Here is a 26,059-nt window from a genome sequence, read left to right on the forward strand (position 1 = left end):
TCGACGGCCACCTGACTACTGTCTCTTACACCGCCGCGCCGCCCAGGGTTTCCCGTACCCGCCGATTCCCCCGATCGCTGATGCCAGGGACGGGACAGTCGACCGTGTGGGTGTCAGTCCCACGACCCCCGCGCGGCGGGCAGCCGGGCGATCTCCAGCAGATCCTGCGCGGTCAGCGTCAGCCCGGCCGCTCCCGCGTTCTCCACCGCCCACCGTTCCCGCTTGGTCCCCGGCACCGGCACCACATGCGGCCCCTGCCGCAGCACCCAGGCCAGCGCCACCTGCGCCGCAGTCGCCCCGTGCCGCTCGCCGATCCGCCGCAATCCGACCACCACCGGCTGGTTCGCCGCCATCATCTCGGCCGTGAACCGCGGATGCCTGGCCCGCAGATCCTCCGGCTCGAAGCCCTGTCCCGGAGTCAGAGTGCCCGTCAGATAGCCGTTTCCCAGAGGCATCGCCGCCAGCAGCCCCACACCCCGCGCCGAGCACCACGGAAGCAGCGACTCCAGCGCCTCCGGTGACCAGACCGAGAGTTCGGCCTGCACCGCGCTCACCGGGAAGACCTGCTGCACCCGGTCCAGCTGACGGATCGTGTCGTCATACTTTCGGGCCCCCGGTCTGCGCGAGGCCCGCGCCCCGACCGCACAGAGCCCGAGCGCCCGCACCTTTCCCGCGGTCACCAGCTCCGCCATCGCGCCCCAGGTCTCCTCGACCGGTACTTCGGGATCGGCCCGGTGCAGCTGGTACAGATCGATCACATCGGTCTGCAGCCGGCGCAGCGAGGCGTCACAGGCCCGCCGCACATAGCCGGGGCGGCCATTGGCCACGATGTGCTGATCGCCCACCAGCAGCCCGCACTTGGTGGAGACGAAGGCATCGGACCTGCGGCCCTTCAATGCCCGGCCCACCAGCAGCTCATTGGTGAAGGGGCCGTACATGTCGGCCGTGTCGAGCAGTTGGACGCCCGCGTCGAGCGCGGCGTGCACCGCACGCAACGCACGGTCACCGCGCTGCTGCGACGCGCTGTACGCCCAGCTCATCGGCATGCAGCCGAGACCGACGGCCCCCACGGCGAGCGCCGCCGCACCGAGACTCCTGCGCTCCAACTCCCCCAACCCTTCCGCCCCCGCCGCGGGACCGCAACGCACCCCAAAGTAACCTCTGCCGATCACCCTCCCTCGCGCAGCCTCCCGGCGACTGGTGCCCCTCCCGGCAAGCTTTGCCCCGTCGCGCCGCCCAGCACGCACGCTCGCCGCGTTGGCCAAAAGCCCTGGTAGCTCCTTCCCCAAGCTCTCAACTTCGTTCGAGCAGGGGAGACCCCATCCAAGGACTTCCGGCCGCCTTGCGATCGCACGCACTGGACGACGCTCCTTCCGGGCAAACATTGCCGGTCACGGCATTAGCCTCCTGACCATGACTTCGACGAAGACTCCCGACGTATGGCTGCCGTTTCCCGCCGACGAGATCGACGGGCTCCCCGAAGGCCTCGCCTACCGCTTCTGGGACGGCGGACCGGAGTACCCCGCCGACCCGGCCGACTGCGCCTTCTACGTCGTGCCCTACATGAAGGGCCCGGAAGTCTCCGTCCGTCCGCTCGCCGGGATGACACAGGTCCAGGTCGTGCAGACGCTCACCGCGGGCATCGACCATGTCGAGCCGGGCCTCGGCCTGTTGCCGGACGGAGTACGGCTGTGCAACGCCAAGGGGGTCCACGAGGCGTCGACGGCGGAGCTCGCCCTCGCCCTGATCCTCGCCTCCCTGCGCGGCTTCCCCGGGTTCGTCCACGGGCAGGACAAGGAGGAATGGCGGTCCGGTTTCTACCCCGCGCTCGCCGACAAGTCCGTACTGATCGTGGGATACGGCTCGATCGGCGCCGCCATCGAGGACCGGCTCTCGCCCTTCGAGTGCGCGCGGGTGGCGCGCGTCGCGCGCTCTGCGCGGACAACCGCACGCGGCCCCGTGCACACACTCGACGACCTCCCCGCACTCCTGTCCGAGGCCGACGTCGTCGTGCTGTCCACCCCGCTGAACCCGTCCACACAAGGGCTGGTGGGCGCGGAGTTCCTCGCCGCGATGCCGGACGGAGCGCTGCTCGTGAACGTCGCACGGGGCGGCGTCGTCGACACCAAGTCACTGCTGCTCGAACTCGAGTCCGGCCGGCTGCGCGCCGCTCTCGATGTCACCGACCCGGAACCGCTGCCCGCCGGCCATCCTCTCTGGCATGCTCCGAACGTCCTGATCACCCCTCATGTGGGCGGCAGCACCTCGGCGTTCCTGCCACGTGCCAAGCGCCTGGTGGCCGGGCAACTGAGCCGGTTCGCCGCGGGGGAATCGCTGCGGAACGTCGTACACACCACCGGCTGACCACGCTGTGGGTCCGCCCGGCTGCGCACCGTACCGACAACGGTCGCGATGGTTACGGAGAGTAGATGAACTATGTCCCTCTGTGACTGGTCTGGTGTATCGTCCCGAAAGGGGCGCTGCGCCGAGGAGGGGACGGCGCCGGGGAGGACGCAACACGCGAGGGGGACGGGCGATGCACGGCCGATGGGCGAACGATCCGACACCGCAGGGCAGTCGACGGCGACTCGGGGCCGCTCGGGCTTTCCCGCTCCCCGCCCGTGGCACGGGCGTCGCGGCGCGTGGGCCGTGTGACCGCACGGCGGACGGACTCCTTCGCACCGGGCGTACGCGTACGGACCCGACCGCAGGGCGGGCGTCGTGGGTGCCGGGCATCGCGGTGGGAGCCCCGGCGGGGCGACCGGTGCGTGCGCACCCGTCGCCGGGTGTGCCACGGTGAGCGCGCCGACCGGCGCCCTCGGAGCGCTCCTCTCCCGGCGGGCGGCCCTCGGCGGCGCGTCCTCGCTGGTGTCGCAGGTCCTGCTCGGCCTCGTCTGCGGGGGCTACGCGGTCGGGGCCGCCCTCGGCTGGGGTTCGAGGGAGCTCGCGCTGTTCATGGGGGATTTCGGCCTCAGCGCCGCCGCGCTGGCCGCGGCCGTCTCCTGCTTCCTCTACGGGCGGGCCGGCGGTGACCGGTGCCGGCCCGCCTGGCTACTGTTCTCGCTCTCCTCGCTCATGGCCGCCGGGGGCAACGCCGTCTGGGGGTGGTACGAGGTCCTGCTCGGGCGCCAGGTGCCCAGCCCCTCACTCGCCGACGCCTTCTACCTCTGCTTCGCACCGCCCGCCATCGTCGGACTGCTCGTCCTCGCCAAACGCCCCGTCACCCGGGCCGGCTGGGTCTGTCTCGCACTGGACTCCTGGCTGATCGGCGGATCGCTCCTCACGCTCTCCTGGAGCCTCGCCCTCGCCCACACCGCGCACCTCGTGGACGCGCAGGGGGCGAGTGTGGCGCGCGCCGCCCTCTCGCTGGCCTATCCGCTGCTCGACATCGTGCTGGTCTCCATGGTGCTGGCCCTGCACTTCCGGCGGTCCAGCATCAACCGCTCCGCGGTGAACACCGCCATCGCCGCCCTGGCCCTGACAGTCCTGTCCGACGCCCTGTTCACCTCACCGCTGCTGCGCCAGACCTACCGCTCCGGCCAGTTGCTGGACGCGGGCTGGTTCGCCGGATCGCTGCTCCTCGCGTACGCCCCCTGGGGCGCGGCCAACGCGCAGGAGCACGCCTTCCCGCCACGGGACGCGCCGCGGCCGACCAGCCGCCCCATCGCCGGATCGCTGGCCGCGCTGACGCCCTATCTCGCCGCCGCCGTCTGCACCCTCGGAATTCTCCACAACGTCATCGAGGGCCGCCGCGTGGACCGCGTCGTGGTCTTCACCGGCTGCACGGTGGTGCTCGCCCTGGTCGTCCGGCAGGGCATCATGCTCGTCGACAACATCGCCCTCACCCAGGAGCTGGCGCAGAAGGAGAACCACTTCCGCTCCCTGGTGCAGGGCTCCAGCGACGTCATCATGATCGCCGCCCCCACTGGTGTCCTGCGCTACGTCAGCCCCGCCGCCGCAGGGGTGTACGGGCGCGACGCCGAAGACCTCGTCGGCGCCGAGCTCTCCTCGATCATCCACCCCGACGACCTGGGCCGGGTGGTCCACGAGGTGCGCCGGTTCCTCGCCGCCTCTCCGGCCGAAGAACCCACCACCCGGATCGAGTGCCGGTTCAGATCCGGTACGGGCGACTGGCTCAATGTCGAATCCACCGTCAACCGCCACCAGGGCGGCCTGATCCTCAACAGTCGCGATGTGACCGAACGGGTGCGCCTGCAGGCCCAGTTGCAGCACAACGCCGAGCACGACCCGCTCACCGACCTGCCCAACCGTGCACTGTTCACCGAGCGGGTGCGCCAGGCTCTCGGCGGCCGCCGCTCCGGCGACCCGGGCACCGCCGTGCTCTTCATCGACCTCGACGGCTTCAAGGCGGTCAACGACCGCCTCGGCCACCAGGCGGGCGACGAGCTCCTCGTCCAGGCCGCCCGCCGCCTCCACGAATCCGTACGGGCCGGCGACACCGCCGCCCGCCTCGGCGGTGACGAATTCGCCGCCATCATCCTCGGCGACGGCACCCGCGACCAGTCCGCCCGGGAGTGCCAGGTCCACGAGATCGCCGACCGGCTGCGCCTCACGCTCTCCCAGCCGTACCGCATCGGCGCCGGTGAGGTCAGGGTCGCCGCGTCCATCGGAGTCGCGTTCGCCGAGCCCGGCATCACTCCCAGCGACCTCATGCGCAACGCGGACCTCGCCATGTACCGCGCCAAGGCCGGCGGCAAGGACCGCGTCGAGCTGTACGCCCCGCAGATGCAGGCCGAAGTCGTACGCCGCTCCGAGCTCGCGGCCCGGCTGCGCACCGCACTGCGCGACGGCGAGTTCGCCCTGCTCCACCAGCCCGTCGTACATCTCGCCAGCGGCAGCGTCGCCGCCGTCGCCGCCCAGGCCCGCTGGCGCTCCGCCCAGGGCATCCTGTTCACCCCGGCCGAGTTCCTCCGCGTCGCCGATGACAGCGACCGCACCGCCGAGCTCGGCCGCTGGCTCCTCGAAAAGGCCGTCGAGCAGGCCGCCGACCGGGCCAGGGCCGGTCACCCCGTCTCCGTCGCCGTGCGGCTCTCCGCCCGCAGGCTCCTCGACCAGGCCATGCCGTTCAGTTCCGTCGAGGCGCTGCTCACCCGCCACAGCCTGCCCTCGGGCGCCCTCATGATCGAGGTCGCCGACAGCGACCCCCGCATCTCCTTCGACGACCTCGAACAGCGTCTCGTCGCCCTGCGCCGGCTCGGCGTCCGCATCGCGCTCGACGGCTTCGGCAGCGGCTACGCCGCGATCAATGCCCTGCGACGGCTCCCCATCGACGTACTGAAACTGGACCGCGGTCTCGTCGAGGGCGTCGTGGAATCCGCCCGGCTGCACAAGATCACCAGCGGCCTCCTGCGCATCGCCTGCGACCTCGGCATGCAGTCCGTGGCCGACGGGGTCGACGTACCGGAGCAGGTCCTTGCGCTGCGCGCCATGGGCTGTACGCACGGCCAGGGAATGGCCTTCTCCGGGCCGCTCGACGAGTACCGGCTGCGCCGCGCCCTGGCCCGCGGTGAGTTCCCGGTACCCGGCAGCACCACCGCCCGGCCGGTCCTGACGGGCGGCTCCGTCCCCCTCCTGAGCGGCTCACATGCTGAGACTCCCGTCCCACCCACTTGACACCCCGCGTGCGTCGGAGAGAGGGTCATTGCCATGCGCACCCGAATTCTCGTACTTGGAAAGCGCGTCGGCTGAGCGGAGTCCCTCGTGGAGACTCCGCAGACCACACCGACGCGCTCCCCTCGCTTGCCTCACGGCACGAGGGGTTTTTTATTGCACCGGCACCAGGCAAAACGTCGCAAAGTACCCGCAAGACACTCGCAAAAACCCTCAGCTTCGAGAAGAGAATGCCGATGACCGAGCAGGCCACCGGGGCCCACCATCCCCAGCCGCGGGCCCGTAACGGCGGATCGTCCACCGCCACCGTTGAGCACGTCACGGGCGCGCAGTCCCTCATCCGGTCTCTCGAGGAGGTGGGGGCCGACACGGTATTCGGCATTCCCGGCGGCGCCATCCTTCCGGCGTACGACCCGATGATGGACTCCACCCGGGTCCGTCATGTGCTGGTCCGGCACGAGCAGGGCGCGGGCCACGCCGCCACCGGTTACGCGCAGGCCACCGGCAAGGTCGGCGTCTGCATGGCCACCTCGGGCCCCGGAGCCACCAACCTGGTCACGCCGATCGCCGACGCCCACATGGACTCCGTCCCGCTGGTCGCGATCACCGGCCAGGTCGCCTCCAAGGCGATCGGGACGGACGCCTTCCAGGAAGCCGACATCTGCGGCATCACCATGCCGGTCACCAAGCACAACTTCCTGGTCACCAGGGCCGAGGACATCCCGCACACGATCGCCGAGGCCTTCCACATCGCCTCCTCCGGCCGTCCGGGACCCGTCCTCGTCGACATCGCCAAGGACGCCCTCCAGGCGCGGACCACGTTCAGCTGGCCGCCCGTCCTGGACCTGCCCGGCTACCGCCCGGTCACCAAGCCGCACGCCAAGCAGATCCGCGAAGCCGCCAGGCTCATCACCCAGGCCAAGCGCCCGGTGCTGTACGTCGGCGGCGGCGTCATCAAGGCGGGGGCCACTGCCGAACTGAAGGTCCTCGCAGAGCTCACCGGAGCGCCCGTCACCACCACACTGATGGCGCTCGGCGCATTCCCCGACAGCCACCCGCTGCACGTCGGAATGCCGGGCATGCACGGTGCGGTCACCGCCGTCACCGCGCTGCAGAAGGCCGACCTGATCGTCGCCCTCGGAGCCCGTTTCGACGACCGCGTCACCGGCAAGCTGGACAGCTTCGCCCCGTACGCCAAGATCGTCCACGCCGACATCGACCCGGCCGAGATCGGCAAGAACCGCGAGGCCGACGTGCCGATCGTGGGCGACGCCCGCGAGGTCCTGGCCGACCTGGTCCAGGCCGTCCAGGCCGAGCACACCGAAGGCCACGTGGGTGACTACGAAGCCTGGTGGAAGGACCTCAACCGCTGGCGCGAGACGTACCCGCTCGGCTACGAGCTGCCCGAGGACGGCAGCCTCTCGCCGCAGCAGGTCATCCAGCGCATCGGCGAGCTCGCCCCCGAGGGCACGATCTTCGCGGCGGGCGTCGGCCAGCACCAGATGTGGGCCTCGCACTTCATCCAGTACGAGCAGCCCGCCACCTGGCTGAACTCCGGCGGCGCCGGAACGATGGGCTACGCGGTCCCGGCCGCGATGGGCGCCAAGGCCGGCAAGCCGGACCGTACGGTCTGGGCGATCGACGGCGACGGCTGCTTCCAGATGACCAACCAGGAACTCACCACCTGCGCGCTCAACAACATCCCGATCAAGGTCGCCATCATCAACAACGGCGCGCTCGGGATGGTCCGCCAGTGGCAGACCCTGTTCTACAACCAGCGGTACTCCAACACCGTGCTGCACTCCGGTGCCGACACCGAGGGCCTCCCGGCGAAGGGCACCCGCGTCCCCGACTTCGTCAAGCTGTCCGAGGCCATGGGCTGCTACGCGATCCGCTGCGAGGACCCGGCCGATCTGGACAGGGTCATCGAAGAGGCCAACTCCATCAACGACCGCCCCGTCGTGATCGACTTCATCGTCCACGAGGACGCCATGGTGTGGCCGATGGTCGCCGCCGGCACCTCCAACGACGAGGTCATGGCCGCCCGCGGAGTCCGCCCCGACTTCGGCGACAACGAAGACGACTGAGAGACAGAGAGACCGACTCCATGTCCACCAAGCACACGCTCTCCGTCCTGGTCGAGAACAAGCCCGGTGTCCTCGCCCGGATCACCGCCCTGTTCTCCCGCCGCGGCTTCAACATCGACTCGCTCGCGGTCGGCACCACCGAACACCCCGACATCTCGCGCATCACCATCGTCGTCAATGTCGAGGACCTGCCTCTCGAGCAGGTGACCAAGCAGCTCAACAAGCTGGTGAACGTCCTGAAGATCGTCGAACTCGAGCCGTCCGCTGCGATCCAGCGCGAGCTCGTCCTGGTGAAGGTCCGCGCCGACAGCGAGACCCGTTCCCAGATCGTCGAGATCGTCCAGTTGTTCCGTGCCAAGACCGTGGACGTCTCCCCGGAGGCCGTCACGATCGAGGCGACCGGCGGCGCCGACAAGCTGGAGGCCATGCTCAAGATGCTGGAGCAGTACGGCATCAAGGAGCTGGTCCAGTCCGGCACGATCGCCATAGGGCGTGGCGCGCGCTCGATCACCGACCGTTCGCTGCGCGCCCTGGACCGTACGGCCTAGCCGCTACCCCCTCGCCGCTCGTATGGCGAGACCCGAAAACGTATCTGACGCACCCCGCCGTACGGTGGGACGCAACACCTGCACACCAAGGAGAGACCCAGTGGCCGAGCTGTTCTACGACGACGATGCCGACCTGTCCATCATCCAGGGCCGCAAGGTCGCGGTCATCGGCTACGGCAGCCAGGGCCACGCCCACGCGCTGTCGCTGCGTGATTCGGGTGTCGACGTCCGTGTCGGTCTGCACGAGGGCTCCAAGTCCAAGGCGAAGGCCGAGGAGCAGGGCCTGCGCGTGGTGACGCCGTCCGAGGCCGCCGCCGAGGCCGACGTCATCATGATCCTGGTCCCGGACCCGATCCAGGCCCAGGTCTACGAGGAGTCCATCAAGGACAACCTCAAGGACGGCGACGCGCTGTTCTTCGGCCACGGCCTGAACATCCGCTTCGACTTCATCAAGCCGCCGGCGGGCGTCGACGTCTGCATGGTCGCCCCCAAGGGCCCGGGCCACCTGGTCCGCCGTCAGTACGAGGAGGGCCGCGGCGTTCCGTGCATCGTGGCCGTCGAGCAGGACGCCTCGGGCAACGGCCTGGCGCTCGCCCTGTCGTACGCGAAGGGCATCGGCGGCACCCGCGCCGGCGTCATCAAGACGACCTTCACCGAGGAGACCGAGACCGACCTGTTCGGTGAGCAGGCCGTCCTCTGCGGTGGCACCGCCGCCCTGGTCAAGGCCGGTTTCGAGACCCTGACCGAGGCCGGCTACCAGCCGGAGATCGCGTACTTCGAGTGCCTGCACGAGCTGAAGCTCATCGTGGACCTCATGTACGAGGGTGGGCTGGAGAAGATGCGCTGGTCCATCTCGGAGACCGCCGAGTGGGGCGACTACGTCACCGGCCCGCGGATCATCACGGACGCCACCAAGGCCGAGATGAAGAAGATCCTCGCGGAGATCCAGGACGGCACCTTCGCCAAGAACTGGATGGCCGAGTACCACAACGGTCTGCCCAAGTACAACGAGTACAAGAAGGCGGACAGCGACCACCTCCTGGAGACCACCGGCCGTGAGCTGCGCAAGCTCATGAGCTGGGTCAACGACGAGGACGCGTAACACCGACGCCCCCGGGGGCGGGTCATCCGACCCGCCCCCGGGGGCGTATCCGCTTCACCGCTGGAAGAGGCGGCGTCGTACGTGTGTACAAGTCGTCCACCCCCGTGTGGGTGATCCTTCCATCGGGGCGCAGTATGCGTCCTGGCGCATGACTACACTTCTCCACACATACACGCGTCAGGCCCACAGTGTCGTGCGTCTTCCACGCGGCAAGCCCCTCCACCGCCTGCGGCCGTCGGGACGGCCGTCCGCACTGGACCTGTGAGGACTCACGTGAGCTCGAAACCTGTCGTACTCATCGCTGAAGAGCTGTCGCCTGCCACGGTCGACGCCCTGGGCCCGGATTTCGACATCCGGCACTGCAACGGCGCGGACCGCGCCGAGCTCCTCCCCGCGATCGCCGATGTCGACGCCGTCCTGGTGCGCTCCGCCACCAAGGTCGACGCCGAGGCCATCGCCGCCGCGAAGAAGCTGAAGGTCGTCGCCCGCGCGGGCGTCGGTCTGGACAATGTCGATGTCTCCGCCGCCACCAAGGCCGGCGTGATGGTCGTCAACGCGCCGACCTCCAACATCGTCACCGCCGCCGAACTGGCCTGCGGTCTGCTGGTCGCCACCGCGCGCAACATCCCGCAAGCCAACACCGCCCTGAAGAACGGCGAGTGGAAGCGCTCCAAGTACACCGGCGTCGAGCTGAGCGAGAAGATCCTCGGCGTCGTCGGCCTCGGCCGCATCGGCGTCCTGGTCGCGCAGCGCATGTCGGCCTTCGGCATGAAGATCGTCGCGTACGACCCCTATGTACAGCCCGCGCGCGCCGCCCAGATGGGCGTCAAGCTCCTGTCGCTGGACGAGTTGCTCCAGGTCGCCGACTTCATCACCGTGCACCTGCCCAAGACCCCCGAGACGCTCGGCCTGATCGGCGACGAGGCGCTGCACAAGGTGAAGCCCTCGGTGCGCATCGTCAACGCCGCGCGCGGCGGCATCGTCGACGAGGAGGCGCTCGCCTCCGCCCTCAAGGAGGGCCGGGTCGCCGGTGCCGGTCTCGACGTGTACACGAAGGAGCCCTGCACGGACTCCCCGCTGTTCGAGTTCGACCAGGTCGTCTGCACCCCGCACCTCGGCGCCTCCACCGACGAGGCCCAGGAGAAGGCCGGTATCGCGGTCGCCAAGTCCGTGCGCCTCGCGCTCGCCGGTGAGCTCGTGCCGGACGCGGTCAACGTCCAGGGCGGCGTGATCGCCGAGGACGTGCGCCCGGGCCTGCCGCTCGCCGAGAAGCTCGGCCGGATCTTCACCGCGCTCGCGGGCGAGGTCGCGGTCCGGCTCGACGTCGAGGTGTACGGCGAGATCACCCAGCACGATGTCAAGGTGCTCGAACTCTCCGCGCTCAAGGGTGTTTTCGAGGACGTCGTCGACGAGACCGTGTCGTACGTGAACGCCCCGCTCTTCGCGCAGGAGCGCGGTGTCGAGGTCCGCCTCACCACCAGCTCCGAGTCGCCGGACCACCGCAACGTGGTCACCGTCCGCGGCACGCTCTCGGGCGGCGAGGAGGTCGCGGTCTCCGGCACACTGGCCGGACCCAAGCACCTCCAGAAGATCGTCGCCGTCGGCGAGTACGACGTGGACCTGGCGCTGGCCGACCACATGGTGGTGCTGCGCTACGAGGACCGCCCCGGTGTCGTCGGCACGGTCGGCCGGATCCTTGGCGAGGCCGGTCTGAACATCGCGGGCATGCAGGTCTCGCGGACGGGCGCGGGCGGCGAGGCGCTGGTCGTGCTCACCGTCGACGACGACGTCCCGGCGTCGGTGCTCGCCGAGATCTCCTCGGAGATCGGGGCCGCGTCGGCCCGTACGGTGAACCTGACCGACTGACAAAGGCCCGAGGACTCCGCGTACCCGGCATCTAGACGTTCGTTTTACACAAACGTCTGCATGCCGGGTACGCTGCTTTCATGGGACATCGTGAGGATCTGCTCGAAGGTGCCAAGCGCTGCCTGCTGGAGAAGGGGTACGCCCGGACGACGGCGCGCGACATCGTGGCCGCCTCCGGGACGAACCTCGCCTCCATCGGCTACCACTACGGCTCCAAGGAAGCCCTGCTCAACCTCGCCTTCCTCAAGGTGACGGAGGAATGGGGCGATGTGCTCACCGAGCAGCCGGACGAGGCGGTGGGCGGCGACGCCGACGGCGGGCCCCGGGCGCCGCTGGACCAGTTCCGCGACACCTGGGAACGGGTGATCGACAGTTATGAGCAGACCCGGTCCGTCTGGCAGCTCCAGATGGAGGTCGTCTCCCGGATCGACCAGGACCCGGAGTTGCAGAAGGCCCTCGTGGGCCCGCAGCGCGAGGGCCGTGACGGCCTCGCCGAGAACATGCTCGGCATCGATCCGGAGGCGGACCCGGAGAAGGCGCGGGTGGCCGGGCTGTTCTGCCAGGCACTGCTCGCGGGCGTGATGGTGCAGTGGCTGATGGACAGCGAATCCGCACCGTCCGCACAGGACCTGACGGATGGTCTGAAGGCGGTGCTGGAGGGACGGGCGGGCCAGTAGAGCCGGGTCGCGTAACGGGGCGGCGGTCGCGGGTGTCGCGGAAGCGGACGCCGTGATCCGGCCTCGGTGACGGCACCTCATGGGGCCCGCGCGGGGCCGATGTTGGGCCCTGAGACCCATGACGTGCGCGGGGGCCCGACCCTAGGGTGAGTGACTGTCATGGCACTCACCGACGCCGGGGGGCGGCTCGCGTATGTCTGTTATGGGCGGCGTACCGGTTCCTGAAGGCCCGGCGCGGGGGAGTGCGGGGCGGCGGGAGCTCCCGCGCCCGCTCAACACGGTGCGAGTGCTGCTCCTCGTGCTGTTCGGCGCGACCGTCCTGGGCGCACTCGGCCTCTTCGGTTCGGCGCTCGCGGTGGACGCGCTGGGCGCCGAAGTCATCGGCATCCTGCTGTACGCCGCCGCGCCGGGCATCCTCGGCCTGCTGCTGGCGCGGCACGTACGGACCGGCGGCAAGCGGGTCTGGTGGGGACTGGTCGCCGTCCAGGTGTGGCTGGTCCTCGGCGGCGTGGCCAACATCGGGGACGGGTCGGCACACGGCTTCACCCAACTGCTGCTGCCGGTCCTGATCCTGGTCTTCCTCACCCGGCAGCAGAGCCGGGCGTGGTTCCTGCTGCCGCCGGGGGAACGGGGCGAGCAGCCGAAGTTCTCGCTTCCGCACATGATCACCTGGCGCCGGGACCGGGGGCAGACGGCCCTGGAGTACCTGGGCCTGGTGCTCATCGTGGTCGCGCTGATCGCGGCCATGGCGCTGAGTGGCGTCGGCGGCAGGATCACCGCGGAGCTCCAGTCGGCGATCTGCTCGCTGAGCGGCTACTCGTGCCCCGCCTCCGGCGACGGCACGGGCCGGGTCGAGGCGGGCGGCGGCCAGGACGGCGGCGCCACGGGCGGCGAAGCCGCCGGGGGAAGCACCGCGGGCGCGGACGGCGGCACGACGGTCACCGGCGGTACCGGCTCGACGGGCGGTACGAACGGCGGCGCGAACGGCAGCAGCAGCGGCGGCGACGCGAGCGGCGGGAGCGCGGCCGGGGGCTCCTCCGGTGGTACGAGCGTGAGCGGCGGGGGCGCGGTCGGGGGCTCCTCCGGTGGTACGAGCGTGAGCGGCGGCACCGGGGGGCCCGACGACGGCCGTCCGGGCAGCGGGGTCGACACCTACCCCGAGAACGGCGAGGAACCCGAGGCCGACTACGACGTACCCGCGTCCGACAAGGACGACAACGGGAACGACCAGGGCGGCGGCGACAAGGCCGGGAAAGAGGACTGTGGCGGCTGGGGCTTCTTCGGCTGCGCCTGGGACCGCACGACCCAGGTCGTCAAGGGGCTCGCGGTCGACGGGGTCTGGGGCGACGTCACCGGGATCATCGACCTGTTCAAGCCCGAGACGTGGTCCGGCATCGCGGACTACGGCAAGCAACTCGGCAACCAGTGGATGCAGGACTCCAAGGACGCCGGCCACAAGTGGGGCGACGGCGACTACCTCGGTGCGGTCTGGGACTGGGGCAAGGCGTCGGTCAACACCGTCGTGAAGGCCGGCGACGACGTCTTCGTCGGCGACGACGTCCGCGACCGCTGGAACGACGGCGAGAAGACCCGGGCCGTCACCGACGTCGTGTGGAACATCGGCTCCTTCTTCATCCCCGGCTACGACGTGGCGAAGGTCGTCGGCAAGGTCGGCAGACTCGGCAAGCTGGGAAAGGTCGCCGAGAAGGTGGCGGAGGCCGCCAAAGACGCGGGGGCCGCGGCCCGCCGCGCCCGCAAGGCCGCCGAACTCGGAGACCTCGACGGAGTCCGCAAGGCCGCCAAGGAGGCCGACGACGCCGCGGACGCCGCGGAGGACGCGGCGCGCCGGACCGGCTGCGTCATCGCTTCCGGGCCGCCCCTGGTGCGTTACGACGGCAGAACCACGGGCGTCGGCGGCTCCGGCACCGGAGTGCTGGCCTCCGGTCCCGCCGGCCGGGTCGTCCTCGCGGACGGCGGGTGCGACGAGGCGGCCAAGGCCAAGGCTGCTCAGGCGCGCGCCCAGGAACGGGCGGCGCACCTGGAGCAGAAGCGCCTGGAGGAGCCGGAGCGCGCCCGCAAGGCCGAACTGGAGAAGAAGAAGTACCCGGAGCCGAAGCGCAACGACACCTCCGACCCCCGCAACTACAACCCGCCGTCCTGGGGCAAGGACCTCAAGGACCACAAGTTCGGCGACGCGGACCTGGGCGACGGCTACTGGGCCGGCCGCGACCGCAACCCCGCACCCAACTGGAAGAACGAGTCCTGGCTGCGGTACCAGGAGCAGATCACCGGCACCAACCGGGGCCAGGAGTACGTCGTACCGCACCCCAGGGAGGGCAAGCCGGCCGTGGAGTACGACGGCTGGGATTCGAGCAGGCAGACCTTCCTGGAGGCCAAGAACGGCTACCGCAGCTATCTCTCCCAGACCGAGCAGGGCGCGCTCACCAAGTCCGGCAAGGACAAGTTCATCGCCGAGGCGCAGGCCCAGGTGGAGGCGGCCGGCGGCCGGGCGGTGGAGTGGCACTTCTCCGACCCGGACGTGGCCAAGGCCGCCCGCCGGGCGTTCCGTGACGAGCAGCTGCCGGTCAAGGTCGTCTACAGCAAGCCGAAGCCGAACGACAGCACCAGGAAACCGGGTGCCTTCGACGAGTAGCGTCTCCAGAACTCCGGGTCAAGCGCCGCTCGTCACATGGAATGTGACCTGGGTTCAGGCGTGACCCCGCCCAGGATCACGCTCAGGCCGGAGCGGAACTCGGCCGCGTCGGCGTCGCCGAGCAGGGCGAGCTGAATCACGTACCCGTGCAACATGCCGATGAGGACGCGGGCCACGCCGTCGGCGGACGCGTCGCCCGGCAGCAGTCCCACCTCCTGCTGCTCCTCTACGGCTCGCACGACGAGCCGGCGCACCTGGTCGAACGTCGCAGCGAAGAATCTTGAGAGCTCCGGTGAGCGTGCCCCTTCTCCCCAGACAGTCAGGATCAGCTTGGCGACGTCCTGGGTGGCGTCCAGTCGATGGATGACGTCGAGCATCTGGCCGAGTGCGCCATCGAGGGGACTCGATGCGCCATTTCCCAGCACTGAGTCGAAGGCTGCCGTGAACTCGCCGAGCGCGTCGGAGCCGATGGCCGCGATGATGTCGTCCTTGCCACGGAAGTACCGGTAGACAGCGCCCGCGGACATATCGGCTTCGCGCAGGATGTCCTGCATCGAGGTGGCATGGAAGCCGTTGTTGATGAAGCAGCGGCGTGACGCGTCGAGGATCTGTCGGCGACGAGCGTCGAGGTGTGCTTGAGATACCCGGGGCATGCCACTAAAAAAAACGAACATTCGCCTTGCGTGAGCCGACGCGCAGGCCATGCTGCCCACGAACGCGAACGACCATTCTGTTAGGAGCGTCTGATGGCTTCCCCGAACCCTCCGCAGCCCGCTCGCCTGTTAGTGGGCGTCCTGTTGGTCCCCCTGATCGTCATCGCGGCCCTGTCCGCCTTCGCCTGGCCGGCGGCCCGCCTGGAACCGAGACATCTGCCGCTCGGCGTGGCAGGCTCCGAGCAGACGGTCACCGCCCTCACCGCAAGGCTGGAACATCAGGCCAATGCCATCGACGTACACATGTACAAGAACGAAACGGAGGCGACCCAGGCCATCAAGGACCGCGATGTCTACGGCGCCATCGTGACCACGCCCGAGGGAGTCACCGTGCTGACGGCCTCGGCGGCAAGCCCGATCGTGGCCCAGGAACTCACCTCCGTAGCCGCGCAGGCCACGGGCGACAACGCAGGCGCAGCGAAGCAACCACCACACATCGTCGACGTGGTGCCCGCCAGCCCCAAGGATCCCCGCGGCGTGGCACTGAGCTCCTCGGTACTGCCCCTGGTGCTGGCCGGCGTACTCACCGGGCTCATCGTCACCGGCGTCAGCCGCCCGGGCGCAGCGCGACTGGGTGCCCTGATCACCGCGGCCGCGATGGCCGGCCTCGCCGGGGCGGCGATCACCCAGTCCTGGCTCGGTGTCATCGGCGGAAACTGGGTGGCCAACGCCGCGGTGCTCGGCCTCACGGTACTGGCCATCGCCTCGCTGGTCGCCGGACTGGACGCCGTGTGGGGACGCATCGGCCAGGTCGTCGCCGCCATGCTCATGGTCTTCATCGGCAATCCGTTCTCGGGTGTCTCGTCCGCACCGGAACTCCTGCCGCAGCCCGTCGGCCGGCTCGGGCAACTGCTCCCGCCCGGAGCCGGAGGCAACCTGCTGCGCAGCACCGCCTTCTTCGACGGGAACGGAGCCGCTGTGCACCTGACCGTGCTGCTGGTCTGGGTCGGGCTCGGCCTGACTCCCCTCATCTGGGCCGGTCTGCGCTCCCGGCAGGAGAGCCGGCCGACCAAGCCGGAAACCGCGATGTCTCCGAACTCCGCGAATGCCTGACCAACACCGCCCCGCCTCGCCCGAAGGCGATGAAGAGCGACACGCTGTGTAACCACGAAGGACGGACGTGCCCGCGCTGCCAGAAGACATCCCGCGACCCCGAATACGCGGCCAAGAAGGCGCGGGTGGAGCACCTGTATGCGATCCGGCCGATATTCGCTTGCGCGCCATCGTCACGCAGGTAAACGTCGCCTGACACCTCACGAAGGCGGAGAAGATGACCACGCAGGTTCCCCACGTCGACCACGAACTCATCCAGGCTGCGGCCCACGTCGCCCGTACTCGTTGCCGGGGCGACAACCACACCATGGCGGCCGCAGCCCGTGCCCAGGACGGCCGGATCGTCACCGCGGTGAACGCTTATCACTTCACCGGCGGGCCCTGCGCCGAGCTGGTTCTCCTCGGCACGGCAGCTGCCCAGGGCGCCTACAAGCTGGACACGATCGTCGCCGTGGGAGACCGCGACCGGGGGGTTGTTCCCCCGTGCGGACGGTGCCGCCAGGTCCTTCTCGACTACTTCCCGGACCTGAAGGTCATCGTCGGGGCCGGCGACCGGCTCCGGACCGTCTCCATCACCGGCCTGCTTCCCGAAAGCTACATCTGGGCCGACCACCAACTCGACACCGAGGAAACCGAACCACTCAGCACAAGCTGACAACGCCAGACACAAACAGGGCGAACGTTGCCTGATGCGGCACTGGTCGCCCACCTGGGCTGCTCAGACCGCACCATCCGACGCCGCATCAAACGCCGGCGGAGATGGGCCTCGCGCAGGCGCTGCACCGGACCGTCTTGGACGCCTGCGACCGCATGATCGGACTCGGGCTGGAGGCGCTGTCCGTAGACCTGCATCACCAAGGCCCCCAGCGGCGGGGAGCGGGCCGGCCGCTCCCCGGCCGACCGGGGTAAACAGGGGCTGAAGCGGTCGGTGGCGGTCGAGCGGGCCGGGGTGCCGCGCGGCCTGGTTTCCGCCGGCGCCAACCTCCACGACTCCCCATCGAGGCTTACGACCTCGCCCACGATTGTCAGAGGCGTCGCGGTGTCTGGGACCTCCGCCTTGGATTCGAAGGCCCCAGACACCGCTCCTTCTCCCACTGCCAATCGTGGGCGAGGTCGTTAGGGTCTGACCGGCGGATCAGGGCCGGACAGGCCCGGGTGCCACGCCCGACGGACGAAGCTCGACGGAGGAAAGTGCATGCGACGTGTAGTGCGGGGCTTCTGGGGCCCCCGTCCGGAGCCGGCCGAAGCGCTCGCCCGACGCTGGAAGCGGACGCTGGACGGGCTCACGGAACTGCTCCCCGAAGCGGCGTCGGCGAACGGCGCGGCCGGAGCCGGACCCTGGCGGCACGTCCACGGTTCCGGGCCCGGGGCCGCATTGCCGGCGGACGAGGGGGCGTTGCTCGGCGCCCTGCGCGTGATGCAGGCGGCCGAGGGCTGGTCCGACCTCACGGGCACCGCGCTGCGGCTGGCCCGCACGGGGGCGCCCGGCTGGCAGACGGAGATCAGCGGACTGGGCGGGGGCGCCCCGGAGTTCCTGCTCCAGTCGTTCGTGGTGACGCTCCACGCGCCGGACGGGGCCGAGGTGCCGGAGGCCGAACTCCTCGCCGTCCTTGCCCGGGAGTGGGAGCCGGACTTCGGTGACGTGAGCGACGACGACGTGCTCGACGCGCTGGAGGACGACGCCGGGTTCTCCATCGGCGATCCCGTGGTGGGCCGGGTCGGATACCTCTCCCCGGGCCGGGCAGCCCTCGTCCCGGACAGCCTGAAGGCGGCCCGCGAGGAACTGCCCGGCGGCGGCGTGCTCCTGCGCATCGCGGGCCCCGGCGCGAGCGCGGAGGTGGTGACGGCCTACGAGCGGCTCCGCGAGGCCGGGGCGCTCGATCCGCTGCCCCGCCCGATGGACCGGGCCGTCCTGTGACCTCCCGCGCCGGGGAGACCTTCGCCGTGGCCCGCGCGCTGGCCGACATCGAGGAGCTGCTGGCCGGCCCCGTACCGGCGACCGGGCCCACCGTGGCCGAGGGGGATCCGGAGACGGGGGAGTGGACCGCGACCGGCGGCGAGGGCTTCCGCGTCGTCCCGCTCTGGGAGGGCGACCCGCTGACCGGGGTGTACGCCCCCGAGTGGAACGACGCCGAGGACGCGGCCGAGGCCCATCTCGCCGCCCTCGTCGGGGAACTGGACCGCCGATGGGGCCCGCACCGTGCGGTGCCGCTGCTCCTGCCGCTGCTGCGCCGGCAGGAGGGCGCCCCCGTCGAACTGCTGTTCGATGCGCTGTTTGATGAGGATCTCTACGGTGATCTGTCCGTCTGGGGCCCGGTCGGCGGCACGGACCGCTGGGTGGGCGTGAGCGTGGGGCACAGCGACGGCGACGCGCCGCTGGTGCTGGCGGCCCTGGTCAGCACCCGGCCGGTCACCGCCCCGGACGAGCGCTGAAGGCCGCCCCGACGGCGTCGACGCGCAGTCAGAGGCGGGCGCCCTTGAGCGCCATGTGCAGCAGCAGCCGGTCCTCGCCGTCGTTGAGATCGAGGCCGGTGAGCTGCTGGACCCGGGAGAGCCGGTAGTAGAGCGTCTGGCGGTGGATGCCGAGCGCCGCGGCCGTCCGGGACGCCTGGCCCGCGCAGTCGAGGAACACCTCGGCGGTGCGGGCCAGATCCTTGTGCGGCGGGGTGAGCAGGGCACGCACCGCCGCATCCGCGGCCGCCTCGGCGGGGAGTGCGGTCAGCAGCCGGTACGGGCCGATCGCCGACCACTCGGCGACCGGGCCGAAACGGGCCTCGGCCGCCGCAGCGCGGGCCGCAGCCGACGCCTCGTGCCAGGCCGCAGCCAGCTCCGCCAGACCTCGGCGGGGCACCGCGACCCCGGCCGTGGCGTCCCGGCCCGCCGCGGCACGCAGCCGGTCCGCGGCGGTCAGCGCCGGGTCGAGGACATCGGCGGAGCGCAGCCGGACCAGCGCCGCGAGCGAGGCGGCCCTACCGGCCCCCGGGGCCGGTAGGGAGGTCAGCGCCGCGGTCGAGGGCACCGTACGGACCGACGGCGGATCGTCGGTCCACGGGGTCACGCACACCAGCGTGTGCAGCCCTTCCGCGTCCCGGCCCAGGGCCTCGCGCAGCGCGGCCACCGCCATGTCGCGCTGCCAGCCCCCCGCGGCGGTGAGGACCGCGCCGAACTCCCGGGACAGGTCCGTGCCGGCCCGCGCCTCGTCGGAGAGCAGCCCCCCGATCCGGGCCGCCACCTCCATCGCCGCGTTCAGCTGCTCGCCGGTCGGCCCGGGGTCCGCGTCGAGCAGCCACACGTAACCGAGCACCACACCCCGGTGGCGTACGGGCAGACAGATCCGGCCCCGGAACACCCCGGCCTCCGGGGCGGCCGGAATGCGGACCGGGCCGGTGGCGCGGGCGATGCCGAAGCCCTCGAACCAGGCGCGGACCGCGGGGGTGGAGCGCCTGGTCAGGATCGAGCGGGTGCGGACCGGGTCCATCGCCGTGTCGTCGTCGCTGTCGTGGGCGCCGAAGGCGACCAGGCCGAAATCCCGGTTCTCCAGCGTCGCGGGGGCGCCGAGCAGTCCGGAGATCTCGTCGACCAGCTCCTGGTAATCGCCCTTCACCCGGCCATTCTCGCACCGCTTCAGACATATGTCTGAGAACCCGGGAACGGATGCGTGACAGCTGTCGATGGCCCACGATCGGAGGGATCCTTAGATTTCACGGTGGTTCTCCGTGCTGTACCGCTTTGTTCCCCCTCTGCCGGTACGGCCTTCGTTCGTACTTTCCGTGGAGGTGCCCCGTGCTGGGTCCCGTGATTCTCGCCGCGTCCCGCAGCGACAGGATGCGCCGTTTCATCTCGGCCGCACCTGGCACCAAGCAGGTCGTCGACCGCTTCATCGCCGGTGAGACCGTCGACCAGGTCGTCCCGGTCATCGAGGACGCCGCCGACAAGGGCCTCGAAGTCACCCTTGACGTGGTGGGCGAGGACATCACCACCCCCGAGCAGGCCGCCGCCGCCCGCGACGCCTACCTCGAACTGGTCGACCGCCTCAAGGACCTCGGCCTGGGCACCAGGGCCGAGATGTCCATCAAGCTCTCCATGTTCGGCCAGTCGCTGGACATCGAAGGGCTCTCGGCCAAGGGCGGTGGCGGTTGGCGGGCGGGACACGAGCTGGCCCTCGCCAACGTCCGCCCGGTCGTCGAGGCCGCCGCCGCGATCGGCACCACGGTCACGCTGGACGCCGAGGACCACACCACCCTCGACTCGATGTTCGCCATCCACGAGGAGCTGCGGAAGGACTTCCCGCAGACCGGCTGTGTGATCCAGGCGTACCTGTTCCGCACCGAGGACGACGCCCGCCGCCTGGCCGCCGCCGGCAGCCGCGTCCGCATCGTGAAGGGTGCGTACAAGGAGCCCGCCTCCGTCGCGTACCAGGACAAGGCCGAGATCGACAAGGCGTACATCCGTATCCTGAAGACGCTGATGGAGGGCGAGGGCTACCCGATGATCGGGTCGCACGACCCGCGTCTGATCGCCATCGCCCAGGAACTGGCCCGCAAGGCGGGGCGCAAGCTGGACGAGTACGAGTTCCAGATGCTGTACGGCATCCGCAGCGACGAGCACCTCCGGCTCGCGGCCGAGGGCCACCGGATGCGCGTCTACACCGCGTACGGCACGGACTGGTACGGCTACTTCATGCGCCGTCTCGCGGAGAAGCCGGCGAACCTGCTGTTCTTCGGCCGCTCCATCCTCACCAAGGGCTGAGCCCCCCTCCACCTCTCTACCCAAGGAGCAACGGAAACCATGGACGCTGTCACCCAGGTCCCCGCGCCGGTCAACGAGCCGGTCCACTCCTACGCCCCGGGCTCCCCGGAGCGCGCCCGCCTGGAGGCGAAGCTCAAGGAGCTCAGCCAGAACCCGATCGACCTTCCGATGACCATCGGCGGCGAGAAGCGGATGGGCGGCGGCGAGCGCTTCGACGTCGTACAGCCGCACAACCACAAGGCCGTCATCGGTACGTTCGCGCACGCCACTCAGCAGGACGCGCAGGACGCGATCGACGCCGCGCTCGCCGCTGCCCCGGCCTGGCGCGCGATGTCCTTCGACGACCGTGCCGCGATCATCCTGCGCGCCGCCGAGCTGCTGTCCGGCCCGTGGCGCGAGACGCTGGCGGCCTCGACGATGCTCGGCCAGTCGAAGACCGCCCAGCAGGCCGAGATCGACACCCCCTGTGAGCTCGTCGACTTCTGGCGCTTCAACGTGCACTACGCGCGCCAGATCCTGGCCGAGCAGCCCCCGGCCAACTCGCCGGGCGTGTGGAACCGCATGGACCACCGCCCGCTGGAGGGCTTCGTCTACGCGATCACGCCGTTCAACTTCACGGCCATCGCGGGCAACCTGCCCACCGCCCCCGCCCTCATGGGCAACGTCGTGGTGTGGAAGCCGTCCCCGACGCAGACCCACTCCGCCGTGCTGCTCATGCAGCTCCTGGAAGAGGCCGGTCTGCCCAAGGGCGTCATCAACCTGGTGACGGGCCACGGCATCCCCGTCTCCGAGGTGGCCCTGAACCACCGCGACCTGGCCGGTATCCACTTCACCGGCTCGACCCCCACCTTCCAGCACCTGTGGAAGACGGTCGGCAACAACATCGCCAACTACCGCGCCTACCCGCGGCTCGTCGGCGAGACCGGCGGCAAGGACTTCGTCGTCGCCCACCCGTCGGCCGACCACGCCATCCTGAAGACCGCGCTGACCCGTGGCTCCTTCGAGTTCCAGGGCCAGAAGTGCTCGGCGTCCTCCCGCGCGTACATCCCGGCCTCCATCTGGAACTCCGGTTTCAAGGAGAAGTTCGCGGCCGAGGTCGACTCCATCACCATGGGTGACGTCACCGACCTGTCGAACTTCATCGGTGCCGTCATCGACGAGCGCTCGTTCGCCAAGAACAAGGCCGCGATCGACCGCGCCAAGTCGGACCCGTCCTGCACGATCATCGCGGGCGGCACGTACGACGACTCGGTGGGCTACTTCGTCCGCCCGACCGTCATCGAGTGCACCGACCCGGCCAACGAGGTCTTCACGACCGAGTACTTCGGCCCGATCCTCGCCGTGCACGTCTACGAGGACGACGCGTACGACGCGATGCTGGAGCAGATGGAGTCGGCCTCCGACTACGCGCTGACCGGTTCCGTCATCGCGGGCGACCGCGCCGCGGCCGCGTACACGATGGAGAAGCTGCGGTACGCCGCGGGCAACTTCTACATCAACGACAAGTCGACCGGTGCCGTCGTCGGCCAGCAGCCCTTCGGCGGTGGCCGTGCCTCGGGTACGAACGACAAGGCGGGCGCTCCGCAGAACCTCCAGCGCTGGACCCTGACCCGGGCCATCAAGGAGACGCTGGTCCCGCCGACCGAGTACACCTACCCCCACCAGGGCTGACCCCCACCAGGGCTGACCCCCACCAGGGCTGCCCCCCTCCGGGGCTGCCCCCCTCCGGGGCGCCGCACACTCCCGGCGCCCCACCACGAGTTCCGCCTCCCGCCCGGTTCCCCTGCCGGCCGGGAGGCGGTTTCCATTTACGACCTCGCCCACGATGGTCAGCGGCGTCGCTGCCCATCGTGGGCGAGGTCGTTACCCGCCGGTCCGCCGTGCCGGGCCGGCGGGTTCAGATCTCCACGAGCACCTGGTCGAGCGATTTCCGTACCAGGTCCGGCACCTGGCAGTCGTCGGCCGGATACCCGACCGGGATCACCGCGAACGCCTTCTCGTTCTCCGGGCGGTCCAGCACCTCACGCAGGAACCGCATCGGGCTCGGCGTGTGGATCAGCGCCGCCAGGCCCGACAGGTGCAGGGCCGAGAGCAGCATCCCGACCGCGATCCCGACCGACTCGTCGACGTAGTAGTGCTTGTGCCTGGCGCCGTCCTCGCCCACCCAGTACCGCTGCTGGAAGACCACGACAAGGGCCGGGGCATCCGTCATAGGGGCCTTGACGGCATCCGTGCCCAGCGGTCGCAGCGCCGCCAGCCACTCCTCGCCGAGCCTGCCGTCGTAGCTGATCCGCTCCTCGTGCTCGGCCGCCTCCCGGATGCGTCGCCGCACCTCCGGATCCTTGACCAGGACGAAGGTCCAAGGCTGCTGATGTGCGCCGGACGGGGCGGTGGCCGCGCAGGCGATCGCGTCCTTCACGACCTGCTCCGGTACGGGATCCGCCGAGAACCGGCGTACGGTTCTGCGCTCGTCCATCCGCCGTCTCAGCTGCGCGGCACGCGCGAGGGACTCATCGGCCGGGGTCCGCTCCGGGCGGTAGGGGACCGGACGGTACGGCTCGCCATGCGTGGGCGTCCAATGCGGGGGTACGGCTGTGGTGTCGGGCATACGGGCAGTCTTGCGGTGCCGGCAGGTCCGGACCAGAGGGCTGTCGGACAGAACCGGCGCACACGACCGGCCGGTGTCCTCTCGGGCCGGGGCGTGGGTCTGCCCACCGGCCCGCCCCTCCGGTGCGGTGACCGGGGCGCACGGCGTCAGCCGGGGAGTGTCAGGCGGAAGGCGGTGTGTCCCGGGCGGCTGGTGACGGTGACGGTTCCGCCGTGCGCGGTGATGACGGCGTGGACGATGGCGAGGCCGAGACCGGTGCTTCCGGTACTGCGGGAGCGGGCGTGGTCGGCGCGGACGAAGCGACCGAAGACCTCCGGCTGAAGCTCTTCGGGGATGCCCGGCCCGTCGTCGCTCACGCTCACGGCGACGCCGGTCCGATCGGCGGTGAGGGTGACGGTCACCTCGGTGCCGGGCGGGGTGTGGGTACGGGCATTGGCGAGGAGGTTGCCGATGGCCTGCTGGAGCCGGTGCGCGTCGCCGGTGACGGTGACCGGTTCTTCGGGGAGGTCGAGGAGCCAGCGGTGGCCGGGGCCGACGGCGCGTGCGTCGTCCGTCGCGTTCAGGATCAGCAGGGTCAGATCGACCGGCTCCTGTCCGAGGGGGCGCCCGGCGTCCAGCCGGGCGAGCAGGAGCAGGTCGTCGACCAGGCAGGTCATGCGCTGCGACTCGCCTTCGATGCGTTCCAGTGCGTGGCGGACCGCGCCGGGAACGGGGCCTTCGTGGCGCAGGGCGAGTTCGGCGTGGCCCCGGATGTTGGCGACGGGGGTGCGCAGTTCGTGGCTGGCGTCGGCGGCGAAGTGCCGGAGCCGTTCCTCGCCGGCCTGGCGACGGGTGAGCGCGTCCTCGATGTGGCCGAGCATGTGGTTGAGGGCGGTGCCGACCTGGCCGACCTCGGTGCGGGGGTCGGTGTCGGGGAGCGGCCCCGGCATGGCGACCTCACCGCTCGCGAGCGGCAGCCCGGCCACCTCCGCGGCCCGGGCGGTGACCCGCTGGAGGGGGCGCAGGGAGATCCGTACCCACAGGGCCCCGGCGACGCCGGTGACCGTGAGGGCGACGCCGAACAGTGCGGCTTCGACCGCTTCGAGGCGGTGCACGGTCTCTTCCACCGGGTGCAGGGGCAGCCCGGTGATCAGGGTGTCCTGGTCGTCGCCCCGGACGGCCGTGACGCGGTAGATCCCCAGAGCGGAGAGGCGGATGCTGTGTCCGTGTCCGTCAGTGGGGATCCCCGCCAGGGCGCGGCGGTCCCCGGGGGCGAGGGGGAGGGGGCGGTCGCTCGCGTCGTGGACGACGGCGGCCTGGGTGACGGAGCCGTTCACGAGGCGGGCGCCGAAGGTCGATTCGGCCTGGCCCCGGGTGTCGGGGCGGTTGTCGGCGTCGGGTTCGGCCTCGTGTTCCAGGCTGGCGGCGAAACGGCCGCCGGACGCGGAGAGCTGCTCGTCCAGGCGCCCCACGAGGAAGCCTCGCAGGGCGAGGGCGGTGGTGATGCCGACGGCGAGGCAGGCGAGGGCGAGCAGGGCGACGAGTCCGGCGGTGAGCTGGCCGCGCAGGGTGCGGGGTGCCGGGCGTCTCACGGGGAATCCGGCTTGAGGACGTAGCCGACGCCGCGCACGGTGTGGATCATCGGGGTGCGTCCGGCGTCGATCTTCTTGCGCAGGTAGCTGATGTAGAGCTCGACGACGTGGGCGCGGCCGCCGAAGTCGTAGGCCCAGACCCGGTCGAGGATCTGGGCCTTGGACAGGACTCTGCGCGGGTTGCGCATGAGGAAGCGCAGAAGCTCGAACTCGGTCGGGGACAGGTCGACGGTGGCCCCGCCGCGTCTGACCTCCCTGGCTTCCTCGTCCATGGTGAGGTTTCCGACGGTGAGCCGGTGCGCCCCCGGCTCGGCGGTCAGGCCGGCCCGCCGGAGCAGCCCGCGCAGCCGGGCCAGGACTTCTTCCAGGCTGAACGGCTTGGTGACGTAGTCGTCGCCGCCGGCGGTGATGCCGGCGATGCGGTCCTCGACCGCGTCGCGGGCGGTCAGGAACAGCACGCACACGCTGGGTGACTCGCGTCTGAGCGCGCGCAGCACCTGCAGGCCGTCGAGGTCGGGCAGCATCCAGTCCAGGACCACCGCGTCGGGCCGGAAATCACGGGCGGCCGCGAGCGCGGCCGCGCCGTCGGCGGCGGTGCGGACCTGCCAGCCCTCGCCGGTCATGACGCCGGCCAGGACGTCGGTGACGTCGGGTTCGTCGTCGACGACGAGGACCCGCACGGATCCTCCGTCGGGGCGGTGCAGAAGCGATGTCGTACGCGGCTCGTCCATGGTTCCTTCAGCATCCCCCCGGCGAGGGGCGTAGTGGGGCGGGTGGTGTCTGTGAGATTCCTCTGAATCG

General features: G+C 70.6%; 20 protein-coding genes and 1 pseudogene. 15 read left to right on the forward strand and 6 right to left on the reverse strand.

Features of this window, described 5'->3' with window-relative positions:
- Positions 1-113: 113 nt before the first annotated feature.
- On the reverse strand, positions 114-1,070 hold the full coding sequence (locus OG306_RS27345; protein ID WP_266752482.1) for an aldo/keto reductase: 957 nt from the start codon (positions 1,068-1,070) through the stop codon (positions 114-116).
- 343 nt (positions 1,071-1,413) lie between these two features.
- Between OG306_RS27345 and OG306_RS27350 the strand changes: the two genes are divergently transcribed.
- From OG306_RS27350 to OG306_RS27385, 8 genes are all read left to right on the forward strand, one after another.
- On the forward strand, positions 1,414-2,364 hold the full coding sequence (locus OG306_RS27350; protein WP_266905325.1) for a 2-hydroxyacid dehydrogenase: 951 nt from the start codon (positions 1,414-1,416) through the stop codon (positions 2,362-2,364).
- Between the two features lie 432 nt (positions 2,365-2,796).
- Positions 2,797-5,634, forward strand: coding sequence for a putative bifunctional diguanylate cyclase/phosphodiesterase (locus OG306_RS27355; protein WP_266905323.1), 2,838 nt, complete (start codon positions 2,797-2,799; stop codon positions 5,632-5,634).
- Between the two features lie 227 nt (positions 5,635-5,861).
- On the forward strand, positions 5,862-7,718 hold the full coding sequence (locus OG306_RS27360) for an acetolactate synthase large subunit (RefSeq protein WP_266748771.1): 1,857 nt from the start codon (positions 5,862-5,864) through the stop codon (positions 7,716-7,718).
- 20 nt (positions 7,719-7,738) lie between these two features.
- The gene (gene ilvN / locus OG306_RS27365) at positions 7,739-8,266 is read left to right on the forward strand and encodes an acetolactate synthase small subunit (RefSeq protein WP_136329340.1); all 528 of its coding nucleotides are present in this window, start codon (positions 7,739-7,741) and stop codon (positions 8,264-8,266) included.
- 100 nt (positions 8,267-8,366) lie between these two features.
- Complete coding sequence (gene ilvC, locus OG306_RS27370; RefSeq protein ID WP_266748772.1) at positions 8,367-9,368, forward strand: ketol-acid reductoisomerase; 1,002 nt, start codon at positions 8,367-8,369, stop codon at positions 9,366-9,368.
- A gap of 273 nt (positions 9,369-9,641) precedes the next feature.
- Positions 9,642-11,234, forward strand: coding sequence for a phosphoglycerate dehydrogenase (gene serA / locus OG306_RS27375; RefSeq protein ID WP_266748773.1), 1,593 nt, complete (start codon positions 9,642-9,644; stop codon positions 11,232-11,234).
- A gap of 80 nt (positions 11,235-11,314) precedes the next feature.
- A complete protein-coding gene (locus OG306_RS27380; RefSeq protein WP_266748775.1) occupies positions 11,315-11,911 on the forward strand; it encodes a TetR/AcrR family transcriptional regulator in 597 nt (198 codons plus the stop codon).
- 193 nt (positions 11,912-12,104) lie between these two features.
- Positions 12,105-14,564 carry a Tox-REase-5 domain-containing protein gene (locus tag OG306_RS27385; protein WP_266748777.1) on the forward strand — a complete coding sequence of 820 codons (2,460 nt, stop codon included), beginning with the start codon at positions 12,105-12,107 and terminating at the stop codon, positions 14,562-14,564.
- A gap of 32 nt (positions 14,565-14,596) precedes the next feature.
- Here the strand turns inward: OG306_RS27385 and OG306_RS27390 are convergent, their stop codons facing one another.
- A complete protein-coding gene (locus OG306_RS27390) occupies positions 14,597-15,268 on the reverse strand; it encodes a TetR/AcrR family transcriptional regulator (protein ID WP_266907592.1) in 672 nt (223 codons plus the stop codon).
- An 81-nt stretch (positions 15,269-15,349) separates the two neighbouring features.
- On the opposite strand from OG306_RS27390, the gene OG306_RS27395 reads away from it, so the two are divergent.
- From OG306_RS27395 to OG306_RS27415, 5 genes and pseudogenes are all read left to right on the forward strand, one after another.
- Complete coding sequence (locus tag OG306_RS27395) at positions 15,350-16,330, forward strand: ABC transporter permease (protein WP_432762242.1); 981 nt, start codon at positions 15,350-15,352, stop codon at positions 16,328-16,330.
- Between the two features lie 217 nt (positions 16,331-16,547).
- A complete protein-coding gene (locus OG306_RS27400; protein WP_266748781.1) occupies positions 16,548-16,985 on the forward strand; it encodes a cytidine deaminase family protein in 438 nt (145 codons plus the stop codon).
- 45 nt (positions 16,986-17,030) lie between these two features.
- Positions 17,031-17,342, forward strand: a pseudogene (locus OG306_RS27405) (IS5/IS1182 family transposase); the annotation flags it as partial.
- Positions 17,343-17,525: 183 nt separating this feature from the next.
- Complete coding sequence (locus OG306_RS27410; protein ID WP_371665692.1) at positions 17,526-18,248, forward strand: hypothetical protein; 723 nt, start codon at positions 17,526-17,528, stop codon at positions 18,246-18,248.
- Positions 18,245-18,763 carry a hypothetical protein gene (locus OG306_RS27415; protein ID WP_371665693.1) on the forward strand — a complete coding sequence of 173 codons (519 nt, stop codon included), beginning with the start codon at positions 18,245-18,247 and terminating at the stop codon, positions 18,761-18,763. Before OG306_RS27410 ends, OG306_RS27415 begins: the two co-directional genes overlap by 4 nt.
- 28 nt (positions 18,764-18,791) lie before the next feature.
- Here OG306_RS27415 and OG306_RS27420 read toward each other — a convergent pair whose 3' ends face one another.
- Positions 18,792-19,934: a PucR family transcriptional regulator gene (locus OG306_RS27420; protein ID WP_266748786.1), complete on the reverse strand. Its 1,143-nt coding sequence runs from the start codon at positions 19,932-19,934 to the stop codon at positions 18,792-18,794.
- 179 nt (positions 19,935-20,113) lie between these two features.
- Here OG306_RS27420 and OG306_RS27425 point away from each other — a divergent pair, with 179 nt between their 5' ends.
- Positions 20,114-21,079 carry a proline dehydrogenase family protein gene (locus OG306_RS27425; protein WP_371665694.1) on the forward strand — a complete coding sequence of 322 codons (966 nt, stop codon included), beginning with the start codon at positions 20,114-20,116 and terminating at the stop codon, positions 21,077-21,079.
- Between the two features lie 39 nt (positions 21,080-21,118).
- Positions 21,119-22,750 (forward strand): L-glutamate gamma-semialdehyde dehydrogenase, encoded by a 1,632-nt coding sequence (gene pruA, locus OG306_RS27430; protein WP_266748789.1) that lies wholly within the window; start codon positions 21,119-21,121, stop codon positions 22,748-22,750.
- Between the two features lie 226 nt (positions 22,751-22,976).
- On the opposite strand, the gene OG306_RS27435 is transcribed toward pruA, so the two are convergent.
- The 3 genes from OG306_RS27435 to OG306_RS27445 form a co-directional block, all read right to left on the reverse strand.
- Positions 22,977-23,687, reverse strand: a complete 711-nt coding sequence (locus OG306_RS27435; protein WP_371665695.1) for a nitroreductase family protein — start codon at positions 23,685-23,687, stop codon at positions 22,977-22,979.
- Between the two features lie 146 nt (positions 23,688-23,833).
- Positions 23,834-25,258, reverse strand: coding sequence for a sensor histidine kinase (locus OG306_RS27440; RefSeq protein WP_371665696.1), 1,425 nt, complete (start codon positions 25,256-25,258; stop codon positions 23,834-23,836).
- Positions 25,255-25,989: a response regulator transcription factor gene (locus OG306_RS27445; RefSeq protein ID WP_323183950.1), complete on the reverse strand. Its 735-nt coding sequence runs from the start codon at positions 25,987-25,989 to the stop codon at positions 25,255-25,257. The genes OG306_RS27440 and OG306_RS27445 overlap by 4 nt, the downstream gene beginning before the upstream one ends.
- Positions 25,990-26,059 lie beyond the last annotated feature (70 nt).

It is taken from the genome of Streptomyces sp. NBC_01241 (genome assembly GCF_041435435.1).
Taxonomy (GTDB): Bacteria; Actinomycetota; Actinomycetes; order Streptomycetales; family Streptomycetaceae; genus Streptomyces.